This is a genomic window from Parasaccharibacter sp. TMW2.1882 (assembly GCF_023337635.1).
GTDB classification, from domain to species: Bacteria; Pseudomonadota; Alphaproteobacteria; order Acetobacterales; family Acetobacteraceae; genus Bombella; species Bombella apis.
This window is the reverse complement of record NZ_NWUT01000001.1, coordinates 517963-542695: the sequence shown is the minus strand read 5'-3', so window position 1 is coordinate 542695 and position 24733 is coordinate 517963. Positions and strand designations below refer to the sequence as shown.

General features: G+C 58.5%; 20 protein-coding genes and 2 tRNA genes. 8 read left to right on the top strand and 14 right to left on the bottom strand.

Translation table 11 applies throughout. The features are described from left to right. Window positions 1–240: 240 nt before the first annotated feature. Genes CO583_RS02605 through CO583_RS02595 form a run of 3 tightly spaced genes read left to right on the top strand, consistent with a single transcriptional unit; the run spans window position 241 to window position 2201 of the window. Complete coding sequence (locus tag CO583_RS02605; protein ID WP_043561353.1) at window positions 241–642, top strand: MarR family transcriptional regulator; 402 nt, start codon at window positions 241–243, stop codon at window positions 640–642. A 4-nt stretch (window positions 643–646) separates the two neighbouring features. Beyond that, entirely contained in the window at window positions 647–1801 is a 1155-nt protein-coding gene (locus CO583_RS02600) for a DegT/DnrJ/EryC1/StrS aminotransferase family protein (RefSeq protein WP_227656582.1), read from the top strand. Further along, window positions 1785–2201, top strand: a complete 417-nt coding sequence (locus CO583_RS02595) for a hypothetical protein (RefSeq protein ID WP_043560501.1) — start codon at window positions 1785–1787, stop codon at window positions 2199–2201. The genes CO583_RS02600 and CO583_RS02595 overlap by 17 nt, the downstream gene beginning before the upstream one ends. Window positions 2202–2213: 12 nt before the next feature. Here the strand turns inward: CO583_RS02595 and CO583_RS02590 are convergent, their stop codons facing one another. Beyond that, on the bottom strand, window positions 2214–3416 hold the full coding sequence (locus CO583_RS02590) for an AI-2E family transporter (RefSeq protein ID WP_086431072.1): 1203 nt from the start codon (window positions 3414–3416) through the stop codon (window positions 2214–2216). A 70-nt stretch (window positions 3417–3486) separates the two neighbouring features. Further along, a complete protein-coding gene (locus CO583_RS02585; RefSeq protein WP_086431071.1) occupies window positions 3487–5403 on the bottom strand; it encodes an ABC-F family ATP-binding cassette domain-containing protein in 1917 nt (638 codons plus the stop codon). A gap of 112 nt (window positions 5404–5515) precedes the next feature. Between CO583_RS02585 and ndk the strand changes: the two genes are divergently transcribed. After that, complete coding sequence (ndk, locus tag CO583_RS02580; protein ID WP_043560494.1) at window positions 5516–5938, top strand: nucleoside-diphosphate kinase; 423 nt, start codon at window positions 5516–5518, stop codon at window positions 5936–5938. 96 nt (window positions 5939–6034) lie between these two features. Here ndk and purN read toward each other — a convergent pair whose 3' ends face one another. Next, window positions 6035–6625: a phosphoribosylglycinamide formyltransferase gene (gene purN / locus CO583_RS02575; RefSeq protein WP_081563055.1), complete on the bottom strand. Its 591-nt coding sequence runs from the start codon at window positions 6623–6625 to the stop codon at window positions 6035–6037. A 7-nt stretch (window positions 6626–6632) separates the two neighbouring features. After that, the gene (gene purM / locus CO583_RS02570; RefSeq protein ID WP_043561347.1) at window positions 6633–7691 is read right to left on the bottom strand and encodes a phosphoribosylformylglycinamidine cyclo-ligase; all 1059 of its coding nucleotides are present in this window, start codon (window positions 7689–7691) and stop codon (window positions 6633–6635) included. Window positions 7692–7862: 171 nt separating this feature from the next. Between purM and CO583_RS02565 the strand changes: the two genes are divergently transcribed. The 3 genes from CO583_RS02565 to CO583_RS02555 all read left to right on the top strand — a co-directional run bounded on the left by CO583_RS02565 (window position 7863) and on the right by CO583_RS02555 (window position 12457). Continuing rightward, window positions 7863–8573: a DnaA ATPase domain-containing protein gene (locus CO583_RS02565; RefSeq protein WP_081563056.1), complete on the top strand. Its 711-nt coding sequence runs from the start codon at window positions 7863–7865 to the stop codon at window positions 8571–8573. Between the two features lie 237 nt (window positions 8574–8810). After that, window positions 8811–10943, top strand: coding sequence for an RNA degradosome polyphosphate kinase (locus CO583_RS02560; RefSeq protein WP_249103222.1), 2133 nt, complete (start codon window positions 8811–8813; stop codon window positions 10941–10943). 2 nt (window positions 10944–10945) lie between these two features. Next, on the top strand, window positions 10946–12457 hold the full coding sequence (locus tag CO583_RS02555; protein WP_081563057.1) for a Ppx/GppA family phosphatase: 1512 nt from the start codon (window positions 10946–10948) through the stop codon (window positions 12455–12457). Between the two features lie 202 nt (window positions 12458–12659). Here the strand turns inward: CO583_RS02555 and CO583_RS02550 are convergent, their stop codons facing one another. From CO583_RS02550 to CO583_RS02530, 5 genes are all read right to left on the bottom strand, one after another. After that, complete coding sequence (locus CO583_RS02550) at window positions 12660–15332, bottom strand: DUF4175 family protein (RefSeq protein ID WP_248630433.1); 2673 nt, start codon at window positions 15330–15332, stop codon at window positions 12660–12662. A 5-nt stretch (window positions 15333–15337) separates the two neighbouring features. Further along, window positions 15338–16660, bottom strand: coding sequence for a diaminopimelate decarboxylase (lysA, locus tag CO583_RS02545; protein ID WP_248630434.1), 1323 nt, complete (start codon window positions 16658–16660; stop codon window positions 15338–15340). A 149-nt stretch (window positions 16661–16809) separates the two neighbouring features. Then, window positions 16810–16886: transfer RNA gene (locus tag CO583_RS02540), tRNA-Arg, on the bottom strand. Window positions 16887–16917: 31 nt separating this feature from the next. Beyond that, window positions 16918–16994: transfer RNA gene (locus tag CO583_RS02535), tRNA-Arg, on the bottom strand. A gap of 98 nt (window positions 16995–17092) precedes the next feature. Further along, window positions 17093–17470 carry a hypothetical protein gene (locus tag CO583_RS02530; RefSeq protein WP_086441186.1) on the bottom strand — a complete coding sequence of 126 codons (378 nt, stop codon included), beginning with the start codon at window positions 17468–17470 and terminating at the stop codon, window positions 17093–17095. A 165-nt stretch (window positions 17471–17635) separates the two neighbouring features. Between CO583_RS02530 and guaA the strand changes: the two genes are divergently transcribed. Next, window positions 17636–19231, top strand: a complete 1596-nt coding sequence (guaA, locus tag CO583_RS02525; protein WP_086441507.1) for a glutamine-hydrolyzing GMP synthase — start codon at window positions 17636–17638, stop codon at window positions 19229–19231. 282 nt (window positions 19232–19513) lie between these two features. Here guaA and CO583_RS02520 read toward each other — a convergent pair. The 5 genes from CO583_RS02520 to CO583_RS02500 all read right to left on the bottom strand — a co-directional run bounded on the left by CO583_RS02520 (window position 19514) and on the right by CO583_RS02500 (window position 24699). Continuing rightward, a protein-coding gene (locus tag CO583_RS02520; protein ID WP_249079480.1) for an IS5 family transposase occupies window positions 19514–20271 on the bottom strand; the annotation gives its coding sequence in 2 pieces (ribosomal slippage) (window positions 19514–19950 and window positions 19950–20271; 759 coding nt in all). A gap of 141 nt (window positions 20272–20412) precedes the next feature. Next, a complete protein-coding gene (locus CO583_RS02515) occupies window positions 20413–21624 on the bottom strand; it encodes an MvaI/BcnI family restriction endonuclease (protein ID WP_249079481.1) in 1212 nt (403 codons plus the stop codon). A gap of 3 nt (window positions 21625–21627) precedes the next feature. Continuing rightward, a complete protein-coding gene (locus CO583_RS02510) occupies window positions 21628–23052 on the bottom strand; it encodes a DNA cytosine methyltransferase (RefSeq protein WP_249079483.1) in 1425 nt (474 codons plus the stop codon). 104 nt (window positions 23053–23156) lie between these two features. Further along, window positions 23157–23735, bottom strand: coding sequence for a hypothetical protein (locus tag CO583_RS02505; RefSeq protein ID WP_249079485.1), 579 nt, complete (start codon window positions 23733–23735; stop codon window positions 23157–23159). Between the two features lie 682 nt (window positions 23736–24417). Then, window positions 24418–24699 carry a hypothetical protein gene (locus CO583_RS02500; protein ID WP_249079487.1) on the bottom strand — a complete coding sequence of 94 codons (282 nt, stop codon included), beginning with the start codon at window positions 24697–24699 and terminating at the stop codon, window positions 24418–24420. Between the last annotated feature and the right edge of the window lie 34 nt (window positions 24700–24733).

Below are 24733 nucleotides of genomic sequence, written 5' to 3'. Positions count from 1 at the left end.
AAAGAAACAATTTGTAATCTTGTGTGCAGCAACCTGTTTTTTCTTGCCTTTTGCAAGGGAAACGGGTTTTGGAATGGCTGCCTTGCGCTGAGAGTGCTTGTCATTTCGATGTGAAAACGTCACAGAATGGATGGTAGAATGAAATCCCTATACAGGTGCGTCTGATACCACAGCCGGAAGGCTTGCTGGGCCGGCAGGATGATAGGGTGTGTGAAACCGGGAAACGATGGGGCTTTTGTTATGAGTCGGAATGCTGATAATCGCATGCTTCAGTTGCTGCGTGATACGATCGTTTCCACAGTACGTGGTGAGGGGCCGGATCTTTCTGCCCGTCAGCTGGCTGTGTTTCTGAGCTGCTATCTGGAAGATGGCGCCCACACGGTGCGGGGCCTTGCCCAGTCTCTCAATGTGTCCAAACCAGCTATTACCCGTGCGCTGGACCGATTGAGCGAGCTTGATCTGGCCCGCCGCAAGGTGGACCCGCTGGACCGTCGTTCCATTCTTGTTCAGCGAACCCTGAAAGGCTCGGCCTATTTGCGGGACCTGCGTGGCGTGATGGAAGAAGCCTGCGCTGATGATGTGGTTGTCCGTGCGCCTGTTCTTTCATCCGTGGCGTCTCTCCAGACCCGTCGGGCTGGCTGATTTCTTGTCCGGGCCTGTCTCTTTTCTCGACCTGCCCGCCCAGCAGAGGCGTCTTGGGGCGGCCCTGCGGGAGCGGCTGGATCGGGTTCTGGCTCATTGCCGTTTCGTAATGGGGCCGGAAGTGGCGGAGCTGGAGGAGCGTCTGGCCCGTCATGGCGGTGCCAGACATGCTGTCGGCGTGTCCTCCGGGACGGATGCTCTGCTGATGGTTCTGATGGCGGAGGGCATTGGCCCCGGCATGGCGGTTTTTCTGCCAGCCTTTACCTACACGGCCACTGCGGAGGTGGTGCTTCTGCTGGGGGCGGTGCCAGTTTTTGTGGATGTGGACCCGCATACCTTCCAGATCAGCCTGCCATCTCTGGAGCAGCGTCTGGCGGATGTCCGGCAGGATGGTCGTCTGAAACCTGTAGCCATCATGGGGGTGGATCTGTTCGGGCAGCCAGCCCCATGGGATGAGCTGAACGACCTTGCCACCCGGGAAGGGCTTTTTCTTGTTGCGGACTGCGCCCAGTCCTTTGGCGCTTCTTATAGGGGGCGCCGGCTGGGGCATGAGGCCAGAGCCACGACTTTGTCCTTTTTCCCTTCCAAACCGTTGGGATGTTATGGCGATGGCGGGGCCGTCCTGACGGACGATGACGACAGGGCCGCACTTTATCGCTCTCTGAGAAGCCATGGGGAAGGGCCGCAGCGTTATGACGTGCAGCGCATCGGGCTGAATGCCCGGCTGGACAGTCTTCAGGCAGCTGTTCTGTTGGCCAAGATGGATGTTTTTGATGAGGAGCTGAAGAGGCGTGAGGCTGTGGCCTGTGCTTATGATGCTGGTCTGCCGTCGCTGGTCCGTCCGCCAGCACGGGTGCCGGAAAGCCAGAGCGCTTGGGCTGTCTATTGCGTGACCCTGCCATCCCGTGCCCTGCGGGACAGTCTGCGGGCCCGCCTTGCCGAGGCTGAAATCGCCACGGCCATCTATTATCCCATGCCGTTGCATCAGCAGCCAGCGTACCGGGCGGTGCATGATGGCGTTGCCCTGCCTGTGGCAGAGAGGATAGGAGAGCATGTGCTGGCCCTGCCGATCCATCCTGATCTTTCTGATGAGGCGGTTGCGCATGTGCTGGCTGTGACTGGAACATGGGCGGAGGAGCAGGATGAGCCGCAACAATAAGTTTCTTCTGGTTTTTGCGGTGGCGGTGATCGTGCCGGTCGTGCTGATCTGGACGGTGGCGTGGCCCATTCTGCGCCCCTGGTCCCTGCCGGACATTGCCCGTGGGACAGTGCAGGAAGCTGGAGAAGAGCGGAACCTCATGGCCGATGAGATCACGGCCATGAACCAGTGGCTGCACCAGCACCAGACAGGCTGGGGAATTTCTGGCGAGGTCCCCCCCAAGGATACACCGGCGGAGGCTGTTTATCAGCTTTCCAGTGCCGATGGTCAGGCCGTCATTCTGTCAGCCTGGCACTTCCGGCATGGTGCCGATGTGGTGGGTATCCAGACAAAGGCAGGTGGGGCGTACCGGATGCGTTCTTTCGAACGTGGGACACTCCATCTGCCTGATCTTCCCTGAGGGGAAAGTCGCTCATTTCTTGGGCGGAGAGGTTGAGCCATCCGTCTCCTTTTTTGTGCTGTCAGATTGTTCCTGCCTGTTTCTGGCCATTTCCAGCTGGGTCAGCTCACTGGTTTCCAGCTGGGTTTTTGTAGCATCCGCCAGTGGTGGAGTCGCCTTGTCAAACACGGCCAGCAGGGCGGCCGTGATGGGGGACGCCAGCACAAGCCCTGGCACACCAAGGATGGAGCCGAAAACACTCTGTGACAGGATGGCCAGAGCAGGCGGCATGTGAACGGCCCGCCGCTGGATGAGGGGGGCCAAGATGTTCCCTTCGCAGAACTGGATGATGCTGTAGAGAATGGCCACGAAGAAAGCCTCTCGTGTGCCGAGGGACAGGCTGATGAGCAGGGCGGGCACAGCCCCCAGGATGGCCCCGATATAGGGTATGAAGTTGCAGAGCCCGGCCACGACACCCAGAGCAAGGGCCAGCGGAATGCCGATCAGATACAGGCCGAGGCCGGAGAAAAGACCGACAGCCAGCATGTCCAGAGCCTGTCCGGCGGTCCATGCCCAGAGAGTGTTGCCTGCACTGTAGAGGAGGTTGCGGGCGGTTTCCCGCTGGTCGGGCGGTACGAGCCGAAGAAAGCCGTTGATGTAGAGGGACGGGGAGACGGCAAAATAGAAGGCTGAAATCAGCACGACAAAGAGCGTACCAACCAGACCGAAAGCGCTGCCCAGCAGGCCGGTGACGGACCCGGCAAGACCAAAGCCAAAGCTGCTGAGGGGGGTTGTTGCATCATTGCCGCCCAGCGAGACGGGCAGGTGGTCCAGCACCATCTGCCCGATGGTTGTCTGGGAGAGATGCTGGTGCATGTCACCGGACTGTGCAACCAGGGCGTTCTTGAGGGCAATGAACTGTTCCCCGATGGCCGGGCCGTTGCTCCAGACCAGCGCCGTCATGATGCCAATGACAGCGAGGGCGACAAGGCTGACAGCAACCGGATAGGGAATGAATTTCATGTGTCGCCGCAGGATGCGGGCCAGCCCGTGCAGAACAATGGCCATCAGTGTGGCAGCAAACAGGACCGCCAGTACCTCGCCCATGAGCCAGATGGCCAGCATGATGAGGGAAAGCCATAACGTCAGGCGAATGATGCCGTAGATACGGTCCAGCGCATTGGCGGGAGTCTGCTGTGCCGCAGGAATGGGAGGGCGGTTGAAGAAAAAAGACATCGGGCGGGGCAGTTCCTGTGAGGGGCGGCGAAGATGACGAAAGAGATAATGTGGCTTATTTCACGGCAGGTCAATTTGTGGCTTTTTCAAGTTCATCCTGCGCTTCCAGCCAGTGCATTTCTGTTTCGTCCTGTTTCTGGCTGACGAGGGCGAGATCGCTGTTCAGCGTGGCAATATCTTCTGCACGGCTGGACTGATAAAGGTCTGGGTCGGCCAGTTTGGCTTCCAGCTGGGCTTTGGCTTTTTCCAGACGTTCCAGCCGTGTTTCCAGATCACGGATCTTGCGGCGGAGTGGAGCGAGCTGGCGGGTCTGCTCCTTGCGCTGGGCACGCTGCTGGTTCCTGTCCGGCTGCGGGATGTCGTCATCCGTGTCTTTCCGGGACCGGGCTGCCTGACGCTGGTTTTCCTGCGTGGCCTGTCTGGCCCGTTCGTCCAGCCATGTGCGGTAATCGTCCATGTCGCCGTCAAAAGGCGTGATCGTTCCGTTTTCGGCAATCCAGAGCTGGTCAGCGACGGATTCCACCAGATGGCTGTCATGGCTGATGAGAATGACGGCCCCTTCAAACTCACCGAGGGCACGGATGAGCGCATCGCGGGCATCAAGGTCCAGATGGTTGGTCGGTTCGTCCAGCAGCAGCAGATGGGGAGCGTGGCGGGTGGCCAGAGCCAGAAGCAGGCGAGCCTTCTCGCCACCGGAGAGGCTGCTGACAGGGGTTTCCGCCCGTTCTGCATCCAGCCCGAAACGGGCCAGCTGGGCACGGACCTGTGGCGGGGTGGCCTCCTTCAGCGTACGGGCCATGTGCTGGACGGGGGTTTCATCCAGAACCAGCTCATCCGTCTGATGCTGGGCAAAATAGCCGACCCGCAGGCGGGAGGAGGCCTGCACCTCGCCGGACATGGGAGACAGCTGCCCTGCCAGAAGTTTGGCGAAGGTGGATTTGCCGTGCCCGTTGCGCCCCAGCAGGGCTATCCTGTCCTCACTGTCCAGCCGGAGGGAGAGGCGGCGCAGGATGGCCGTCTCACCATAGCCGACGGACACGTCATCCAGTTTCAGCATGGGGGGGGGCAGGGCACCGGGGGCCGGGAAGGAGAAATGGGTGGGGGTGTCTTCCACCACCGCATCAATCTGCGGGAGGCGGGCCAGAGCCTTCAGGCGGGACTGGGCCTGCTTGGCTTTCGTGGCCTTGGCCCGGAAGCGGGCCACGAAGGCCTCCATCTTCGCCCGCTGGTCCGCCAGCTTTTCGGCCTGCCGGTTCTGCTGGAGCCTCTGTTCCGTGCGTATCTGCACGAAGCGTTCATAGCCGCCGGGGGTGAGAGAGAGTTTTTTCTGGTCCAGATGGGCAATGGCCTGCACGCTGTTGTCCAGCAGCGCACGGTCATGGCTGACGATCAGGGCCGCACCGGGGAAGCGGGCCAGCCAGTTCTCCAGCCAGAGCGTGGCCTCGATGTCCAGATGGTTCGTCGGCTCGTCCAGCAGCAGGAGGTCGGGGGCCAGAAAGAGCGCACTGGCCAGGGCCACACGCATCCGCCATCCGCCCGAGAAATCATTGACGGGACGCTGCTGTGCCGCCTGATCGAACCCCAGACCCGCAAGAATGGTGCTGGCCCGGGCTGGCGCACTGTGGGCATCGATGGCGAGCAGGCGTTCATGCACGTCCGCCAGACGGGTCGGGTCTGTCGTGCTGTCGGCCTCTGCCAGAAGGCGGGTGCGTTCCTCATGGCTGTTCAGGACCGTGTCCAGAAGAGAGAGGTGGCCGGAGGGTGTTTCCTGCTTCACCCGGCCCATCGTGGCACGGCCGGAAAGGGTGATGCTGCCGCCATCGGGAGAGATGTCCCCGGCAATGGCGGCCAGAAGGGTGGATTTTCCTGCCCCGTTATGACCGATCAGCCCGATGCGCCGCCCGGGTTCGATGGTGAGGGAGGCCTGATCGAGCAGGGTACGGCCTGCGATGCGCAAGGTAAGATCGGTAATGGAAAGCAGACTCACGCAGGCCCTCGGACGATGAAAATATGAAAAAAGATGCCCCGAACACTACCAGAAACAGGTTTTTTCCTCTAGGGGAGGCTGACTATAGACGTCTATTACTGAGGAGGGTCTTATGGCTCTGGAACGTACACTGTCCATCATCAAGCCTGATGCCACACGTCGCAACCTGACCGGCAAGGTGAATACTGTATTCGAGAATGCAGGCCTGCGCATCGTGGCCCAGAAGCGCATCCAGCTGACAGAGAAGCAGGCTGGTGCTTTCTACGAAGTCCACAAGGACCGCCCCTTCTTTGGTGAGCTGGTGTCCTTCATGTGCTCCGCTCCGGTGGTCGTGCAGGTTCTGGAGGGCGAGAATGCTGTTGCCCACCATCGTGACGTGATGGGTGCCACCAACCCGGCCGAAGCCGCAGAGGGAACCGTCCGCAAGCTTTATGCCCAGAGCATTGGCGAGAATTCCGTTCATGGCTCTGACAGCCTCGAGAATGCAAAGCGTGAGATTTCTTTCTTCTTTGCCGAGACGGAAATCCTGCCCTGATCCCTCTCTGAATGGAGAGCGGCATGGGGCATCGGCCCCTATAAGAAAGGGAGCCGGAGACGGCTCCCTTTTCTGTATCCAGTTGGTGGATCCTGTTCAGGAAATCTGCCGTCCCTCGATGAACCGGCGCAGTGTTTCCGGGTAGAGGCGGTGTTCCTGCTCCAGAACACGGGCTGCCAGAGTGTCAGCATCATCGCCGGGCAGGACGGGGACATGGGCCTGGGCCAGAATGGGGCCTTCATCCACACCATCTGTTACGAGATGGATGGTGCAGCCATGCTCCTTGGCTCCTGCCTTAAGGGCGGCCTCATGCGTATGTAGGCCGGGGAAGGCGGGCAGCAGGCTGGGATGGATGTTGATCATGCGGCCCTGCCACTGCTGGACAAGCCAGGGGGTCAGCACCCGCATGTAGCCTGCAAGGCAGATCAGCTTCGCACCAGAGGCCCGGACGGCCTCGTCCAGTGCCCGCTCATGAGCTTCACGATCCTTGCCGTATTCCTTGTGGGGAATGCAGAGTGTTTTTATTCCAGCCCTGCTGGCCGTTTCCAGCCCGGCCGCATCGGCCCGGTTGCTGAGGACAAGAACGATCTCGGCAGGAAAGTCTGGCCGGGCACAGGCTTCCATCAGGGCGACCATGTTGCTGCCACGACCGCTGATGAAAACGGCGATGGGGGTCTTCTTCACCATTGGTTCCTCAGCCCAGATTCAGCGGGGAGGTGAGGCGGAACGGCGTGCTGCTGCGGACGACACGGCCAATCAGCATGGCTTCTTCATCACGCTGTTCCAGCTCTGCCATGACCTTCTCCGGCTCGCTGGTGACCAGCACCATGCCGATGCCGCAGTTGAAGACCTTCAGCATTTCATCCTCGCTGACAGGTCCCTGTTCGGCAAGCCATGAGAAGATGCCGGGGATCGGCCAGCTCTGCCCGTCCACTTCCACACCCAGCCCTTCAGGCAGGACACGGGGCAGGTTCCCGGGCAGGCCGCCACCGGTGATATGGGCGCAGCCATTGATCAGCTTCTTCTCATGCAGGGCAAGAACGGTGCTGACATAGAGGCGTGTGGGCGTCAGAAAGGCTTCGGCCAGCGTCTGCTTCGGGGAGAAGGGGGCAGGGTCGTTCCAGCTCAGGCCGGAGGCTCCCACGATGTGGCGGACGAGGGAGAAGCCGTTGGAATGGACACCGGAGGATGGCAGGGCGATCAGGCTGTCGCCTTCATGGATGGTGGCGGGCAGCATGGCATCACGTTCCACGGCACCAACGCTGAAGCCTGCAAGGTCGTAATGGCCCTTGCCATAGAGTCCCGGCATTTCAGCCGTTTCACCCCCCACCAGGGCGCAGCCGCTTTCCTTGCAGGCGTTGGCAATGCCCTTGATGATCCGTTCCGCCACGGCGACGGAAAGGCTGCCCGTTGCCATGTAGTCGAGGAAGAAGAGCGGCTGGGCACCCTGCACGATCAGGTCATTGACGCACATGGCCACGAGGTCGATGCCGATCTCATCATGCAGGCCGCTTTCGATGGCGAGCAGGAGCTTCGTGCCTACACCATCCGTGCAGCTGACGAGCACGGGGTCTTTCAGGCCCGCTGCCTTGGGGTCGAACAGGGCACCGAACCCTCCAAGCCCGCCCATGACACCGGGGCGTGTCGTGGCCTTGGCCGCCGGCTTGATGGCATCGACCAAGGCATCTCCGGCTTCGATGTCCACACCGGCTGCGGCGTAACTGGCACTGGGGGAGGAGGATGTCTTGGTCATGGGGGTATGATGTCCCTGCTGGTTGATGCTGGTGCCTTTATAGAGCATCCTGCGTGAAGACGGAATGTGCAGGACTGTCAAATCATTTCGGTTTTGTGAAAGAATGGGAAACCTTCTGCTCCCCGATGACAGGGGCAGGCAGGCTGAGGCAAGGGGGCGGATGAAGCGGGGATGACAGACGCACGGGTACAGCTGGTGTTGGATCTTCAGCAGGACCGTCCTTTCTCGGCGGAACGGTTCATTGCTGGTTCGTCCAATGCGTCGGCGCGTGCATGGCTGGCACGGGCCCGCTGGCCGGAAGGGAGGCTCTGGCTGTGGGGGCCTGCGGGTACAGGCAAAAGCCATCTGCTGCATGTCTGGGCGCAGCAGAATGGGGCTGTGCAGTTCGAGGCTGCGGCACTGTCCTGTGATGCAGATGGGGCCCTGCTGGTGGCGGGGCAGAAGCTGGAGCCGGGCGTGACCCCGTTCGTGATCGACCATCTGGAAGGGCTGGAGCAGAAACAGGAAGTGGCGCTGCTGCATCTGCTCAACCGTGCTCATGCGGCGGGCAGGCGGGTGCTCATGGCATCCCGGCACCCACCGGCACGCCGTTTTTTCCATCTGCCAGACCTTGCGAGTCGGCTCAGGGCGACCATGACAGCGGGGCTGGAAGAGCCAGAGGATGAGTTGCGGGCAACCCTGCTGCTGTCTCTCATGGCTGAGCGGCAGCTTGTCGTGCCACAGTCCGTCACGGACTGGCTCTGGCGTCAGCTGCCCCGGACAGGGGAGGCACTGGTCCGGGCGGTGAACAGACTGGATGATGCTGCCATGAAACGGGGCAGCGCCATCAGCCGTGCTCTGGCCATGGAGGTGCTGGCCGATCTTCTCAAAGAAGAAGACTGATGGAGCCTTGCATGGTCCAGGGGAAGAAATAAGAGACGGTTTTCTGCCAGATCAGGAACTGTCCAGCCCCAATTGCATTTGTTACCTGCAAGGCTGAAATACTATCTTAATAATTGTCATATTGACGGAACCTCTGTCTTATTGAAGCAATAAAGAAGCGGGATTGTGCCTGCTGACCAGCCAGGTGAGGAGACTGTCATGTCCAACATAGGGAATATGGCGTTTGTTGAGACAAACATGGCGAGTGAAGCCATGACAAAGAAACATCAGACCCGTTTCATCAATCGTGAGCTTGGCTGGCTGGATTTCAACCAGCGTGTTCTGGATGAAGCTGAAAATCCGGCAGCGCCCCTGCTGGAGCGGCTGCGCTTTCTCTCCATCAGTGCGGGCAACATGGATGAATTCTACGCCGTCCGTGTCGCTGGGCTGGTGCACCAGCTGAAGGATGGTTCCGGCAAGAAAAGCCCCGACGGGCTGACCTCGGCCCAGCAGCTTGAAACGGTACGGCACCAGGCATGGCATCTCCAGGGAGAGCAGCAGCGCATCTGGGGTGACATGCTGAAGGAGCTGCGGGACGAGAATATTCTCATCAGGAATGTTGAGAAGCTCCATCATCACGATCAGGAGTGGCTTTCCAAATATTTTGACAGCCAGCTTTTTCCTGTACTGACGCCGCTGACCCTGAATCCCACCCATCCCCTGCCGTTCATCTTCAGTGGCGGGCAGGCGCTGGTGCTCTGTCTCAAGGACCCGAAGACGGATCATCACATGATGGATGGCATGGTTGTCCTGCCAGAGCAGCTGCCTCGTTTCATCCGTCTGCCGGACCAGGATGACACGATCCGCTTCGTATTGCTGGAGGATGTGATCTTCCGCTTTGCCAAACGTCTGTATCCGGGGCTTCATGCCAGCCGTTCAGGCATGTTGCGCCTTGTGCGTGACCTGGATGTGGAGCTGGAAGAAGATGCTGAAGACCTGCTGAACAGCTTCGAGAAGGCTGTGAAGGAACGGCGGCGTGGGGCCTGCATCCATCTGGAGGTGGATGGTCGCCTGCCCGGGCATCTTATCCGCAAGCTGGGCGTGGCCAAGGATGATGTTGTCCATCTGCCGACCATGGTCGGTGTGGGCGATGTCAAGCAGCTCATCGTGTCCGACCGGCCGGAGCTTCTTTTCAGACCGTATCATCCCAGTATTCCGCAGCGTGTCCTGAAGCATGACGGCGATTATTTTGCCACGATCCGGGAGGCTGACCTTGTCGTCCATCATCCGTATGAGAGTTTTGATACGGTTGTTCATTTCCTCCAGCAGGCAGCACGGGATCCGGATGTCCTGTCCATCAAGCAGTCCATCTACCGGACATCGCATGACAGCCCGATCGTGGATGCGCTGATCGAGGCTGTTGAGGCGGGTAAATCCGTTACGGTAGAGGTGGAGCTGCGGGCCAGGTTTGACGAAGAAGCCAATATCCGTCTTGCCCGGGCACTGGAGACCAGAGGCGTGCAGGTCGTGTATGGTCTGGCGGCTTACAAGACCCATGCCAAGATGATCCTAGTGGTACGGCGTGAAGGCGACCACCTCCAGTCCTATGCCCATTACGGGACGGGCAACTATCATCCCAATACAGCTAAGATCTATACGGACATTTCCTATTTTACCTGTAATCCCGTCCTGGTTGATGACTGTGCCCGGCTCTTCAACTGTATTACCGGCGCTGCGGTGCCGGAGCTTCATGCGGTGGCTTTTTCGCCTCTTACCATTCGCCCGACGCTGGAAAAGTTGGTGCGGGAAGAGATGGAGCATGTCAGCGCCGGACGGCCCGGGCAGATATGGCTGAAGATGAACAGCCTTGTGGACAGGAAGCTGATCGAGCTTCTCTACGAGGCATCACAGGCCGGTGTGAAGATCACCATTGTGGTGAGGGGGATGTGCAGCCTGCGGCCGGGTGTGCCGGGCCTTTCTGAAGGGATTGAGGTACGGTCCATCGTGGGGCGGTATCTGGAGCATGCCCGTGTCTTTGCCTTTGGCAACGGGTGTGAGCTGCCTTCCCGCCAGGCAAAGCTGTACATTGCATCGGCTGACTGGATGAAACGGAACATGGACCGCCGCATTGAGGCCATGGTGCCCATTACGGATACGGAGTCTCATGACCGCATCCTGGGCGAGATCATGGTGGTGAATGTTCATGATACGTTGCAGAGCTGGGTGATGCTGCCTGATGGCCGCTGGAAACGTGTCGAACCCGGCGAATCTCCCCTTTCCGCGCATGAGTATTTTATGGAAAAAGCCTCTGCGTCGGCTAAAGAAGCAGACACTCCAGCGAATCCCCGGCTGGACTCCGAGGATGGGGAAGGGCCTGCGAAGGAGGCGTAAGAATGGTGTATACGGCAGCGCAGTGGGGGGGACGGGAGTCCCGCCGGGCTGCAATCGTGGACCTGGGCTCCAACTCCGTGCGGATGGTGGTCTATGAGGGGGTTGCCCGCAATCCCGTTCCCATCTTCAACGAAAAGGCCACTCTGCGTCTTGGCGCAGGGCTGGAGGCCACAGGGATGCTGAGCGAGGAAGGCATCAACCGCGCGTTGGAGGTCCTTGCCCGTTATCAGGCCATTGGTCAGGCCATGAAGGTGGAACCGTTCGATGTTCTCGCCACGGCTGCCGTGAGGGATGCCCATAATGGGGCTGACTTTGTGAAAGCGGCCAAAGCCCGCATGCCGGAAGCCCGCTTCCGTGTGCTGAATGGAGAGGAAGAAGCGGATTATTCCGCCGCAGGGGTGCTGTGTGCCCTGCCGGATGCTGATGGTGTGGTGGCCGATATTGGAGGGGGCTCGCTGGAGCTGATCCGTGTCAGGAACGGGGCCTATTTCGAGGCTGGGACGACACCGCTTGGAGTGATCCGGTTGCGGGAGCGTTCGCAGGAGGACCTGGGAGAGGCCAGCAAGATTGCCAGAAAGACGCTGGCAGATGTCTCATGGCTGGAAACGGCGGCCGGCAAGCCGCTTTATCTGGTGGGTGGGGCCTTCCGAGCGCTGGCCCGCCTGCATGTGGCCCGTATGGAGTATCCTCTGAACATGGTCCATCTCTTCCGGCTCAGCCGGTCAGAGGCAGAGGAAATGGCAGGCTGGGTCATCGGGGCCAGCCGCAAGCAGATGGAAAAGATCGGCAATGTCCCACGCAAGCGGATGGTGGATGCGCCATTTGCAGCCCAGGTTCTGCTCGCCCTGCTGGCCCAGACGGATGCGCAGGAGGTCGTTTTCAGTGCGGAGGGTCTGCGGGAAGGCTGGTACATGCGTGAGGTTGCCTCCTCTGTCGCTGAGGAAGACCCTATGGAGGCTCTGGCTCGGGAGATGGCAGGGCGGCTTGGCCGTAATGCCTCCTTGGCCGAGCCTCTTATCACATGGGTGTCTCCTGTCTTCCTGACCGGACTGGACTGGGTAGAAGATTCTTTTCTGGCAGCACAGCTCCGGCTGGCCTGTACCATCTCCGATATCGGGTCATATGACCATCCGCAATATCGGGCAGAGCAGACCTATCGACGGGTCCTGTACTGTCATGGTGTTGGTTTTTCCCATGAATCGCGGGCCTTTCTGGCCCTCGTGCTGGCCGTGCGGTACGAGATCAACAGGGATGATCCCGTTCTGGAGCCGTCCCGCCGTCTGCTGAGCAAGGGACGCTACGAGGCGGCCGTGCAGCTCGGGCTGGTGCTGCGTCTGGTCTATACATTATGTGCTGGGACAGAGGTTCTTCTGGAAAGAACACACCTGGCCATGAAGGATGACAAGCTGGTGCTCAGCCTGCATGGCAGTCGACTGCGTTCTGGTGGCAGCGCCATTTCCCGTCAGCTGGAACGCCTGGCCGAGGCACTGGGGATGAAACCGTCCCTGCGCTGACAGGCGGCTGTTTTCTGTACAAAGAGCCAGCATCCCCGATAGGATGGCTGGCTCTTTTTTTAATCTGACATGATCTTGCGGGCCTGGTCCTATTCCCAGACGTTTTGTCGTCCTTCAGGGGGCATGTCAGACGGTTCAGCTTTTTCTCCATTCCACCCGATATGACGGGTTTCTGCCGGCTGGCTCCCGCCATCTGACAGGGTCAGTGCGACTGACGGAGGGGGGCAAGAAGCCGGTTGAGATAATCCAGCTCACTCTGGGGGCGGGTGCGGTCAGAGGCACGACGTTGCAGTTCACGCTCGATGTCATGGGCACGGTTGCGCTCATGGTCCGGGATGTGGGCATCAGAGTCCGGACTGTCATCCAGTTTCCGGCCCAGCGGGTCCTGATTCTCCGGCTGTTTTTCCTCATCATCATGTGTGTCCTCATCCTGCCCGCTGTTCGGGTCGTCATTGGGGGAGGCAGAGGGGGTGCCGTTCTGCTCATCTGGCGATGAGGAGGCAGAAGGAGGAGGAATGAAGCCAAGATGCCCCTTGCTTTCCTGACTGGATGCAGACTGGTTCCGGCTCATCTCATGACGGGACTGTGACAGATCATTCAGGACGGTCTGGATGTTCTTCACGCTTTCTTCGTCCTGACGGTTGGCGAGGCTCTTCAGGACAGCTCCCATATCTTTTTCCGCTTTTAGCAGATTGGACATTTTTTTCTTTGTCAGGGTTTCCCCACGATGGTTGAGCGTGCCGGCCAGAAGGCGCAGGGCATATTGGGTTGCATGGTCCTTTTGCCGTTCATCAGCATGGAGGAGAACGGCCTCCTGATCCAACTGTGATGTTGTGGAAGAACTGTCTGTTGAGGCGGAAACCATGCCAAGCTGGCTGAGCAGTTCGGCTGTGGACATCTGGGAGACATCCTTGTGCCGGGTGTCCTGATCATCCGTTTTGGGGCGCTCTGAGGCAAGACGTTTCTGGGCGTGGTTCAGAAGGTCGGTTTCCTGCCGTATCAGATCCCGCAGGGCGAGGCGCTGGGTACGGGCTTCAGCCTGCGCCTGCATGGAGGCGGCCAGCGACTGCATGTCTGGCAGGGTCGCCTGCCGGAGCTGTTCGGCAGGTTCCACCATATTGCGCAGGTGCTCCAGAGCCTGTTCTGTCCGTCCGGCCAACGCATCAGACTGGACCTGCCCGGCAAGGCGGATCCAGGGCATTCCCCGGCCACCGGGCATGGGCATGACGAGGCCGCTTTGGCTGGCCTTCTGGAAAATGAAGGCCATGTGGCCGTCCAGAGCAGTTTTCAGGCTTTCCAGTTCGTCATGCAGCGCCTGCTGTTCAGCTGGAGGCGGGGGAGCGGGATGCTGCCCGAGAGCGAGAAGATGCAGGCGTATCCCGTTCTGCAAGGTCCGTACATGAAGCATGGAGGCCGCAATGGCCTGCCCGGATTGTGAACGGTCTTCCGCATAAAGGGCTGTGAACCAGAGCTGTTCAGTCAGGGTCTGGAGGGGCAGGCCTGTCGTTGCCTGCCGCTGTAGCAGGGCGAGTGGCAGGCTGAGATCAGCCGGAAGAGGCAGGTCTGTCAGAAGGGCCAGCAGGTGGGCTGCCTGTGCTTCTGTTGTGCGCTCGAGAACAAGAGCCAATCGCAGGTCCAGCAGTGCGCGGCTCAGTGGATCGTGAAAGGAACGGTGCCCCAGGCGGAAGGTCTGGAGTTTGGAGCAGCGTTCTTTGCCAGAGCTGCTGCGGGCGCAGAGCTGCCCGGCAACTTCCAGCCCGGCGAAGGGGCTGTCGGAGAGGTCGAGCCGGGTGGTGCCCGTGGCTTTGGTCGGCTGTTTTTCCAGCGGCAGGGGAATGGTCAGACCATGAGCAGGGTCCGGCGTGTGCGCTGGTGGAATGATGGGGTGCAGTCTGGCCTCCAGGGAAGCGACGCCATGGGGCTGGCTGACTGACCATGGAAAGCTGGTATACCAGTCCTGCGATATGGCACCGGCTTTGGCGGTCCATTGAATGTCTGGCGGTGTGTCGGCACTGACATGAAGCTGCCAGCGCCCCAGCCTGCGGCCCCGGACAGAAAGACTTATGGTGCCGCTCTTTCGCAGGGTTCCTTCAATCTGCCAGCTTCCTTTCTCCCGGGATGTCTGGCTGTGCTCGACAGTACCATGCAGGGCGGGGCGTCCTGATGTGGCGTCCAGCACGGCGTGGAGCCGTGCTCCTTCCGGTAGTGAGAGGGCGGGACTGTGTGCCGTCAGGAAGATGGGTGGGCCGGGTGAATAGGCGGGCTGGTCGATCCATGCCTGCATGGCAGGGAGCGGTGCGGCGTCATCATCCATGCCGGGGATGAAGCCAGCCTTCAGTCTCAGCCCGGCCTGTGGTCCCGCCAGCCCCCCAAGGACGAACAGGCAGAGCATGACAAGAGCGGTTGTCAGCCTGCCTGCCCAGTGTGGAAAGAGCCGTGGAAGACGCAGGCGGAGAGAGTCGAACGACTCCAGAAGCCGTTGCCGGTGGATGGTCCAGAGCTGCCCTTCCCGGCGTATGTCTTCCTCGGAGAGGCCTTCAGGCAGAGCGGGGCGGTCTGTCAGGGCTGCCAAGGGCGGAAAGGCAAGCCCGGAATCGCTGGCGATACGCTGATCCACCTGTGCAGCGGAGGGACGGGGCAGGCGGTGGAGGCGCCGGGCTGCCAAGAACAGCACACTTCCGAAGGAGGAGACTTCCAGCAGGAGGTGCAGGCTGTCAGGCAGGGATTGTGGGAGATGAAGCAGGGCCGCACAGCCCCACAGGCCAGCAAGCAGCAGGGGCCAGCGGGCATGATGCCAGCACTGTTCCAGCCGGAGCCGGCGGTAGGCCTGCCGCTGGATGTGGGCAAACCGGGGAGGGAGGGGTGTGGGCTTCACGGGGGTCAGGGGCGGGCCAGCCAGTCGGGGACGGCTTCCTGTGCCAGCAGCTCTTCAAGTGTCTGGCGTCTGCGGATGATGGCTTTCCGGCCGCCTTCAATCATGACCTGCGCAGCAAGGGGGCGTGAATTGTAGGTGGAGCTCATGACTGTGCCATAGGCTCCGGCATCCAGCAGAGCAACCAGATCTCCTTTCTTCAAAGGGGGCAGGGAACGCTGGCGGGCAAAGATGTCGCTGCTCTCACAGATGGGACCGACCACATCTACGCACTCTTCGGTGGTGGTGTCCGGTTCGCTCAGGGGGAGGATGCCATGCCAGGAATCATACATGGCTGGGCGGACGAGGTCATTCATGCCAGCATCAATGATGACGAAACGGCGGGCAGCGTCCTTCACGTCGATCACACGGGCCAGAAGAACCCCGGCGGGTGCCGCCAGCCAGCGGCCGGGCTCGACATGCAGCTGCACATCCAGGTCTCCCAGCGTCTCGGCAATGACATCAGCCAGCATGGCGGGGGGAGGTGCCTGCTCGTTCCGGTAGGCGATACCAAGGCCGCCGCCGCAGTCAATGTCGCTGACATGCAGCCCATCTTCCCGCAGGGTGCGGACGAGTGCGGCAATTCGCTCATAGCCTTTGCGGAAGGGAGCTGCCGTCACCATCTGGCTGCCGAGATGAACGGCAAGACCGACCAGCTCCACACCGTGCATGTCTGTCTGTGCCTTCCGGTAGAGGGCCGGGATGGCGTCATGGTCAATGCCGAATTTGTCTTCGGCACGCCCTGTCGTGATCTTGCTGTGTGTCTGGGCGTCAATATCGGGATTGACCCGGAAGGCGATGCGGGCCCGCTGCTGCATGTTTTGTGTCAGAGCGTTGATCCGGTGCAGTTCTTCCACACTTTCGACATTGATCTGACCGATCTGATGATGAATCGCCAGCTCCAGCTCGTCATCCGTCTTGCCGATTCCTGAGAAGACGATGTCACGGGCCCTGATGCCCGCCGCAAGAGCCCGACGCAGTTCTCCACCGCTGACGACATCAGCCCCGAAGCCACAATGTGCCAGAACGGTCAGGCAGGCCTGATGATCCTGTGCCTTGACGGCAAAGTGGCAATGGATGGGCAGATTGCGGGCCCTGAATGCATCCTGAAGGGCATGAGCACGCTGGCGTAGCGTATCAGCGCTGATGACCCAGCAGGGTGTTCCGTGCTCTCTGGCAATATCCGTGAGAGAGGTGCCATCCATGACCAGCCCCTGTCTACCTTCGTAGGACAGGTTGGGGTGGTTGTTCAGGAGGGTCTGGAATGTCGGGTCGGGATGTGTCGAAGTCATGACCGCATGATTACAGACCAGCAGCCAAAATGGGAAGGTGTAACCCGCAGGAAACAGGGGCGCAGCCGCAGACAGTACGGAACACCCTGACGCTCTTCCCAAGCAGCTATGGAAGCGCTTCAATCATGTATTCTGGATGAGGAGATATGTGGTGCACCCGAGAGGACTCGAACCTCTAACCCCCAGATTCGTAGTCTGGTGCTCTATCCAATTGAGCTACGGGTGCAGACCTCGGAAGACCCGAGTATATGATGACATGGTGCACCCGAGAGGACTCGAACCTCTAACCCCCAGATTCGTAGTCTGGTGCTCTATCCAATTGAGCTACGGGTGCGCCGTGTTGAGGAGGCTTCTATCCGGTCTGGGGCAGTGGTGCAACCCCACTGGAGAAGTTTTTTTAAATATTTTCCAGTGGGATGTTCCCGGCGTTTTTCAGCGGCGAATCAGCGAAACATGGGCACGGCAGCGTGGTGACGTGTAGGTCCCACCGATGGCCGTACCAACCGGATAGCCGTTGAATGTCTGCCTGTAGGGGGTATCGTTCATTCCCTTGTCGGTCAGTTCGGCCAGGTAGTGCTGCTGGCCTTTTTCATAGGTGCCCCGGAGGGTGGATGTATTCATGCCGGGGTTGAAAACGACCTCATGCCCACGGATGCGAAGGGAGGATATGTCCCCGGTCGGGCAGATTCCCTGTTCGGTAACGAGCTTGCCTGTCCACAGGCCATAGGGGTCGGAAGCCGGGTCGGGAAGGGAGGAGCAGGCCCCCAGAGTGCAGAGGCTGACCAGACAGGTGAGAAAAGCGGGACGCATTGCGCAGTTCCTGAAAAGCATGTTCGAGTAATGTGAGCCGCCGCGGAAATCTTTGCCGGAAGGTAAAAACCGGTGGAGAATAAGGATGACGTTGGCGGTCGATCGTCCTATAGAGACTAGCACGAATTGAGCATTGTGCCATATCCAGCAGGCGAGGCCCGGAACTTGACGCAGAAAAACGCAGACACCCTTCAGCAGCTTGATGAAACCCTCCATGAAGACCGTATCCTGATTCTGGATTTCGGCAGCCAGGTGACCCAGCTGATCGCCCGCCGTGTGCGAGAAAGCGGGGTGTATTGCGAGATCTGGCCGTTCACTTCCCCGCTGGAGAAAATCCGTGAGTTCAACCCGCGGGGCATCATCCTGTCCGGCAGCCCGGCCAGCGTGCATGACGACAATGCGCCGACCCTGCCGGAAGGGCTGCTGGAGCTGAAGCGCCCCATTCTGGGTATCTGCTACGGCCAGCAGGTTCTCTGCCATACGCTGGGCGGGCGTGTGGAAACCCATGACCACCGTGAATTTGGCCGTGCCTATATTGATGTCGCCGAGGAATGTGCGCTGTTCCACGGTCTCTGGGCACAGGGTGGGCGTGAGCAGGTCTGGATGAGCCACGGTGACCGTGTGGCGGCCCTGCCGCCGGGCTTCAGGGCCGTGGCCTATTCCGAGGGGGCACCGTTTGCCATCATCGCCAATGAAGAACGCCGCATCTATGGCGTGCAGTTCCACCCGGAGGTGGTGCATACGCCACATGGGGCGGAGCTGATCCGCAACTTCACGCATGGTGTGGCAGGCTGCTCCGGCACGTGGACGATGGCCGGTTTCCGTGATCTGGAAATTGCCCGTATCCGCAAGCAGGTGGGTGATGGCAAGGTGATCTGCGGTCTCTCCGGTGGTGTGGACAGCTCCGTGGCAGCCAAGCTGATCCATGATGCCATCGGGGACCAGCTGACCTGCATCTTTGTCGATCCGGGCATCCTGCGTGCCGGTGAGGCTGATGAGGTGGTGAAGACCTTCCGTGACCGTTTCAACATCCGTCTGGTCCATCGTGATGCCTCCGACCTGTTCCTTGGCGAGCTGGCCGGAGTGACGGACCCGGAGGTGAAGCGCAAGACCATTGGTCGTCTCTTCATTGAAGTCTTTGAACAGGAAGCCGCCAAGCTGGGCGGGGCGCAGTTCCTGGCGCAGGGCACGCTGTATCCGGATGTGATCGAGAGTGTCAGCTTCAATGGCGGGCCGTCCGTGACCATCAAGTCCCATCACAATGTGGGCGGTCTGCCAGAACGGATGAACATGGAGCTGGTCGAGCCGCTGCGTGAGCTCTTCAAGGATGAGGTCCGTGCGCTGGGTCGTGAGATTGGCGTGCCGGAGCATATTGTCGGGCGGCATCCATTCCCGGGGCCGGGGCTGGCCATCCGTATTCCCGGTGACATCACACGGGAGAAGCTGGACCTCCTGCGGAAGGTGGACAGCATCTATCTGGAGGAAATCCGCAAGGCTGGCCTGTATGATGAAATCTGGCAGGCTTTTGCGGTTCTCCTGCCTGTCCGCACAGTGGGCGTGATGGGTGATGACCGTACCTACGATCAGGCCTGCGCCCTGCGTGCCGTCACCAGCACGGACGGCATGACCGCCGAGGTCTATCCCTTCACTTTCGAGTTCCTCAACCGTGTTGCCGGCCGCATCGTGAACGAGGTGCGTGGCATCAACCGTGTCACCTACGACATCACCTCCAAGCCACCGGGCACGATCGAGTGGGAATGATCCCGCGTCTGGCATAGGATGGCACCACCCGGCATGGAAGTGCCTTAAAGCCCGCAGAAATGCGGGCTTTTTTGTTTTTTGGTCCGGCATTGTCTGGCGTCTGACGGTATCGCCAAGCAGTTATTTTTTATGGCATAGTGCGTGGCACTGACTGAGTCTGATGCCATGATTTTTGTTGATACCATGTCAGGAATTCTATGGGTGTCATGGTATCGATATTTAATAACCATATGAATAATAAGGATTTTATCCGGTTATTTTGATGGTTTTTAGGTTCAGGACTCATAACCAGAACATGATGGTTGCGGCGAGGCAGACGGCTGAGAAAAAGACTGTCGGAGACCTGTCATAGCGTGTTGCGATCCGCCGCCAGTCCTTGAGCCTTCCGAACATGATCTCGATGCGGTTGCGTCTTTTGTATTTTCGCTTGTCGTATTTGACTGGTTTTCCGCGAGATTTCCGTCCTGGAATGCAGGGCTTTATCCCTTTCTCTTCCAGGGCGTCTCTGAACCAGTCAGCATCATAACCTCGATCTCCCAGCATCCATTGTGCTGCAGGCAGACTGTCCAGCAGGGCAGCGGCACCGGTATAATCGCTGATCTGCCCTGCCGTCATGAAAAAGCTCAGCGGTCGTCCGTTCTGATCGGTGACCGCATGGAGCTTGGTATTCATACCGCCTTTGGTGCGACCGATCAGGCGGCCTGGATCCCCTTTTTTAGCCGCAGGCTCGAAGCCGTGCGGTGCGCCTTGAGATAGGTCGCATCAATCATAATCGTCTGGGGCTCTGTCCTTCCGGCAGCCAGACCGTCCATCATCCGGGAAAAGATCCCCATGTCGCTCCAACGCTTCCAACGGTTGTAGAGCGTCTTGTGGGGGCCGTATTCCCGGGGCGCATCACGCCAGCGCATCCCATTGCGGTTCACAAAAATGATCCCGCTCAACACTCGGCGGTCATCAACGCGAGGTTTGCCGTGGCTCTTGGGAAAGAACGGCCGAAGACGCCCCATTTGTTCGTCCGTCAGCCAAAACAGGTCGCTCATCTTCAGTCTCCTCACAGAGCCTGAATCAAAATTCCCCACAAAAATCAATGGGTCCTGAGCCTATGAAAAGACGGGGAAATATGGCATCGTTCGCCCGATTTTTTTTGTTTTTTGCCACGCAGGCGGATGCCTCTTCCCTCGTCATGCGAGGGCATAGGTCTTACTTGGCGGGAACAATAAGTCGAGCGAACCGGCCTCGATTTTGAACGATGGCCCGCGTTCATGGGCACGCCCTGAATCCAGCCGTTTCATCATATGGTCCATCGTGATTACACCCTGCTCGACAAGAATGTCGAACTGCGAGCCTATCGGTTTCCGAGTGTGTATCACGTCTATGAATTCAAAGTGCTCGTGGCCATCAATGCAATGGACCTTTGCCCCAATCCAGAATGTTTCGGCGTGTTTTTTCTCAAGGTCGGCACGCAGCTCTGACAAATACCACGACGCGAATGCGCCATGTTCCGCGGTGGTTGAAACCTCGTTCAATATGCCGTTTTTATCATCGATCTTGAACGTGAGTCCCTGCGAGTTGACGTTAACTGCGCTGACCGTACAGTTTAGACGGTCGCGGCCATTTCGGAAATATCCGAAGGTGTCGAGCACCTCCGTCATGCTGTTGAATTTGCTGATTTCCCAGTTGGGAACCTTGGTGAACAGTTGCTTTCGGTTCTCCCGGGACTTGGGCTTTTGTCGGTACGACTTCAGCTCAATACCCTTGTAATCGGGCTCACGTCGCGCGTTCATGGCAATACCAAGCGCGGCCTCAAGGGTGCGCCCGATGGCTGTATCCGCTCGTTCGACCATGATTGAAGGAATATAGCCGCCTGCTGCAATGATACGGAGCTTACCCAAGAGCTCGTCCGCGATGCTAGTCGCCTCGGCACTGATATCCTGAAGAATATCCCATAAGGGACCGCTTCTTTGGACATCCAGCACATGGGCGACATCAACCTGAGAGAGGTTGATAACTACGAGCTGATCGTTGTGCTCCGTGATGGCAAGTATGTCATCCGGATTGGCATGATGATGCAGCTTAGAAAACCAGATGCGCGGATCGCCGTCCTTGCCCGGCTTAGCCTTCGGTTTATAGAGGGATGCTGGAGCATTGATTTGCTCCTGTTCGCTGACAAGAAGGGCCTCGATCTTCACCCCGTTCTCACGTGCGCCGCGACCTTGGAGTCCGAAGTCGTGCAACCCGTTCTCCTTGAGGTAGTTTCGAACGGGAGCCGTGGCGTCCATGTAGCCCTTATCCAAGGCGGTCCATGTGGGCTGTAACAAGGTAATATCAACGGACTCGGCCGTAAGACGCTTCATCCGTTGCCGCTCGATCGCGGTGAGCTGACGAAGGGGCATGGCCTATCTCGCGCCCAACGCCTGATCCAGAATTCCTCTGAAGTGTTCGCCCACTTTTTGCGCTAATCCCACAGGAACGGCGTTTCCAATTTGAGTATACTTGGGCACCTCCCGGTCGAAAATTCCTTCGAGCGGATTTCCTGCGCGACGGATACCGCCGGTTGTGCGCTTACCTGCAAAACGGTACCAGTCAGGGAATAATTGCAGTCTGGCCCATTCACGCACGGTTAGAATGCGAGGTTGGCAGTAATGCACGTAGTCGTCAGGCAGGGAAGTCGCGGTCATATTCGGCTCTTTATTTCCCCAGACCGGTGGCAGAACCCTCTGCGAGAACTTTCGGGTCCGGTAATGGACTGGAATCTCACCATTATTTGCAAGCATATGTTCGAACTTATCAACTACTGCCGACTTGTGCTTAGAGTACTCTTGCTCGGTAAGCCGCACCCGACCATTCGGCTCCCACAGGGGAGGCGTCCGCAGGTGCTTCTGGATAGGTGTGCGTGCCGGACGCGGATAGCTTGTTGTCTCGAAGGCGCCAGACGCGAACTGACCAGACCGCAGCGTCTCCGTAACGCTTTCGTCTACTAGATCACCAAGCAAGTCTTGCAGGTCTGGGAACGACCCTGGTTCACCGGCAGGAAGGAACCCGCATTTGACCGCATCTTCTTCATCAGCCTCAGGCTTGAGTGAAGGGCAGGCCCCCAAGATGTCTTTACGGATCCCGACGAGTAGAACTCGTGGACGGTTCTGGGGGACACCATAATCCTTGGCAAATACCAGAGACCAGCGGACTTCATACCCAGGGATCTGCCGAAATGCAGCCTTGACGTCAGGCCAGATCGGCTCTTCACCTTCCCGTGTCCACTTTGCGTTCAACAGCCCGCGAACGTTCTCAAACAAGAAAATTCTCGGACGCAGGCGGTAAATGATTTTTGCCATACGACCGTACAGCACATTCGACGGGATTTCCTTGCGGTCAACAGCATAGGACCGACGGATGCCGATGCCAGAATACCCTTGGCAGGGGGGGCCTCCAGCCAAGACGTCTAGGGAACTGCCGCTACCACTTTCTGGACTGCCCGTGTCAAAGCGAAAGTCGGCTTCGGGCATAGTGCTGAGGTCCGAAACCATTTGCTCAAGGCGCTTCCCCTGAAGCTCATGCGCATCATGGCAGCGCAACGCAGGGTTTTTAGAGAACATCTCGCCCCCGAGCTTGTGGTGGCGGTTCTTGAGGTAGGTTTGCAGCGCATCTGTGTTCAACTCACTGACAAACAGCGGTGTGAACTTGGCGTTTTCGAACCCCATGGACAGACCGCCACATCCAGCAAAGAGGTCAACCATGGTATATAAGCCGGAACCATCCAGATTCCGAGGGCGATCTCCGCTTGCAGATTCCTGGTGGAAATTCTCTTTAACCACTTCACTCATATTGTTTTTATCCGCCTAGATGCTGCCTATCGAAACCATTAGCATATCTTGTGCCAGAGGTCCAGGTGCTCACTACAGGGGGCAGTGGTCATCGGCGAAAAAGCTTACGTGACAGCATCTCCGCGGAAAATTTTTAGCATTTGTTCACAGGTGAGCAGCTTCTCCATGTTCACGTTAAGGCATGCTGTCCAGAACTTAGTCCTGTTGTCAGGATCAACATCTCCCGCATTCCAACGCCTTCCCTCACGGTCCAAGGTATCGATGTCAATTCCTCCGACTAGATAGGCCGCTTCGAAGCGTCGGATATCTTCGATGGCACTTTTCCGGTCCCGATAAAGAGATACGAAAAAATAATAGCTCGGCCTTTGGTGTTCATGGTTGTAGAGTGGGACAGAGTTGTCGTGAAACGGCTCTGGTTTTACAGTTCGATCCTTCGTTTTGAGGTCCAGAGAAAATCTCTTTTCTCCAATTAAATAATCGTGTGTTGTGGTATCTCGACAGTCTTCGAAAGGAATGTTGTTCTGCAAGAGGAAGGATTCGAATGCAATTTCACCGATGCATCCAACGATATTTGCCTGCTTTTTCCGATGCGAGTTTTGAAAAATGGGTAGGGCGTCGGCCCTAACCTGAGCTGCTTCCAACAGCGCCGTGGTCAGCAAAATTTTATGTGGTGTCCACACCATCTGGCTAAGGTCCTACTAAATGATTAAAGTCGGGAGACTATCCCGTTGATTTTTGAAATACAAGTCTCCTCGGGCTATTACCCGGCCCAAACGGGCGGCCTCCTAGAACTGGGGAGCGAAGGGGGAAGCCGCCACAGGCGCTGTCACGTTAACGCTACGTATTACACCTTAGTAATGTGACAGCTCCAGCGTAGGGACAGGTGCAACAGAGCCGCCCGCTACGACAAACTGAAACCACCTTCCTTACAGCCGTTCAATTCGCATCAGTTATAACCCTGCTTAACTGACGACACGCCGTAGGGAGAGGCCCTATGAGTCCGGACGCTCAAAATTGAGTTTCAAGAGGTGCATCGTAGATAAAATGGTATTTTCCATGGTATCCACGCATTGGCAATTTTTAAGTTACTGATTTATAATGGAAAATCTTATCAATTAATAATTGAGTGGGAGAGACTGCAGAACATTATGGGGAATGATGGGGAAGGCCTGCAGGAATGCAGGCCTTTTTTGTGCCCTGATGATGGTCAGGAAGATGTCAGTCTGTACAGAAAGGTCATGAGATATGAAAGCATGTCCTATGAGGGAAAAGATGAGTGAATAGAGACTGCCAGGCGGTTGGATTTTATTGCATTTCCCTCCTTTCCTGGGAGGAGTGGTGTTCAGTCCGGGTAAGGGATGGCTTTCACAAGCAGAGTTGAACCGGAAACAAAGAGGATGTTCCAGCCATTGCTCCCAGCATGAAGCCGATTCTTCGCCCTAGTCTGCCCATGAGGATCGAAGCTCCAAAAGTTGTCAGGCAGGCCACGAGCGTGATGAGGGAGTAAGGGAGAGTGGCCAGCGTCTTGTCAGGCGTCAGCTGATAGCCGACAATCCCTGTCAGGGTCAGATCGACTGAGAATGAAGCCGTGAAAAGCAGCTGCCCCAGAAACAGGATCATGAGGCGGCCTCTGGTGGTCTGGGGCATGATCAGGACTCCCTGATGCCTCATTGTTGGTCCT

Coding starts and splice junctions, on each gene's coding strand:
- CO583_RS02565 (WP_081563056.1), top strand. CDS start 7,863: ATGACAGACGCACGGGTACAGCTGGTGTTGGATCTTCAGCAGGACCGT.
- CO583_RS02590 (WP_086431072.1), bottom strand. CDS start 3,416: ATGTCTTTTTTCTTCAACCGCCCTCCCATTCCTGCGGCACAGCAGACT.
- ndk (WP_043560494.1), top strand. CDS start 5,516: ATGGCTCTGGAACGTACACTGTCCATCATCAAGCCTGATGCCACACGT.
- CO583_RS02605 (WP_043561353.1), top strand. CDS start 241: ATGAGTCGGAATGCTGATAATCGCATGCTTCAGTTGCTGCGTGATACG.
- CO583_RS02505 (WP_249079485.1), bottom strand. CDS start 23,735: ATGGTGTGGACACCACATAAAATTTTGCTGACCACGGCGCTGTTGGAA.
- CO583_RS02555 (WP_081563057.1), top strand. CDS start 10,946: ATGGTGTATACGGCAGCGCAGTGGGGGGGACGGGAGTCCCGCCGGGCT.
- CO583_RS02510 (WP_249079483.1), bottom strand. CDS start 23,052: ATGAGTGAAGTGGTTAAAGAGAATTTCCACCAGGAATCTGCAAGCGGA.
- purM (WP_043561347.1), bottom strand. CDS start 7,691: ATGACCAAGACATCCTCCTCCCCCAGTGCCAGTTACGCCGCAGCCGGT.
- purN (WP_081563055.1), bottom strand. CDS start 6,625: ATGGTGAAGAAGACCCCCATCGCCGTTTTCATCAGCGGTCGTGGCAGC.
- lysA (WP_248630434.1), bottom strand. CDS start 16,660: ATGACTTCGACACATCCCGACCCGACATTCCAGACCCTCCTGAACAAC.
- CO583_RS02595 (WP_043560501.1), top strand. CDS start 1,785: ATGAGCCGCAACAATAAGTTTCTTCTGGTTTTTGCGGTGGCGGTGATC.
- CO583_RS02530 (WP_086441186.1), bottom strand. CDS start 17,470: ATGCGTCCCGCTTTTCTCACCTGTCTGGTCAGCCTCTGCACTCTGGGG.
- CO583_RS02515 (WP_249079481.1), bottom strand. CDS start 21,624: ATGCCCCTTCGTCAGCTCACCGCGATCGAGCGGCAACGGATGAAGCGT.
- CO583_RS02500 (WP_249079487.1), bottom strand. CDS start 24,699: ATGCCCCAGACCACCAGAGGCCGCCTCATGATCCTGTTTCTGGGGCAG.
- CO583_RS02560 (WP_249103222.1), top strand. CDS start 8,811: ATGGCGAGTGAAGCCATGACAAAGAAACATCAGACCCGTTTCATCAAT.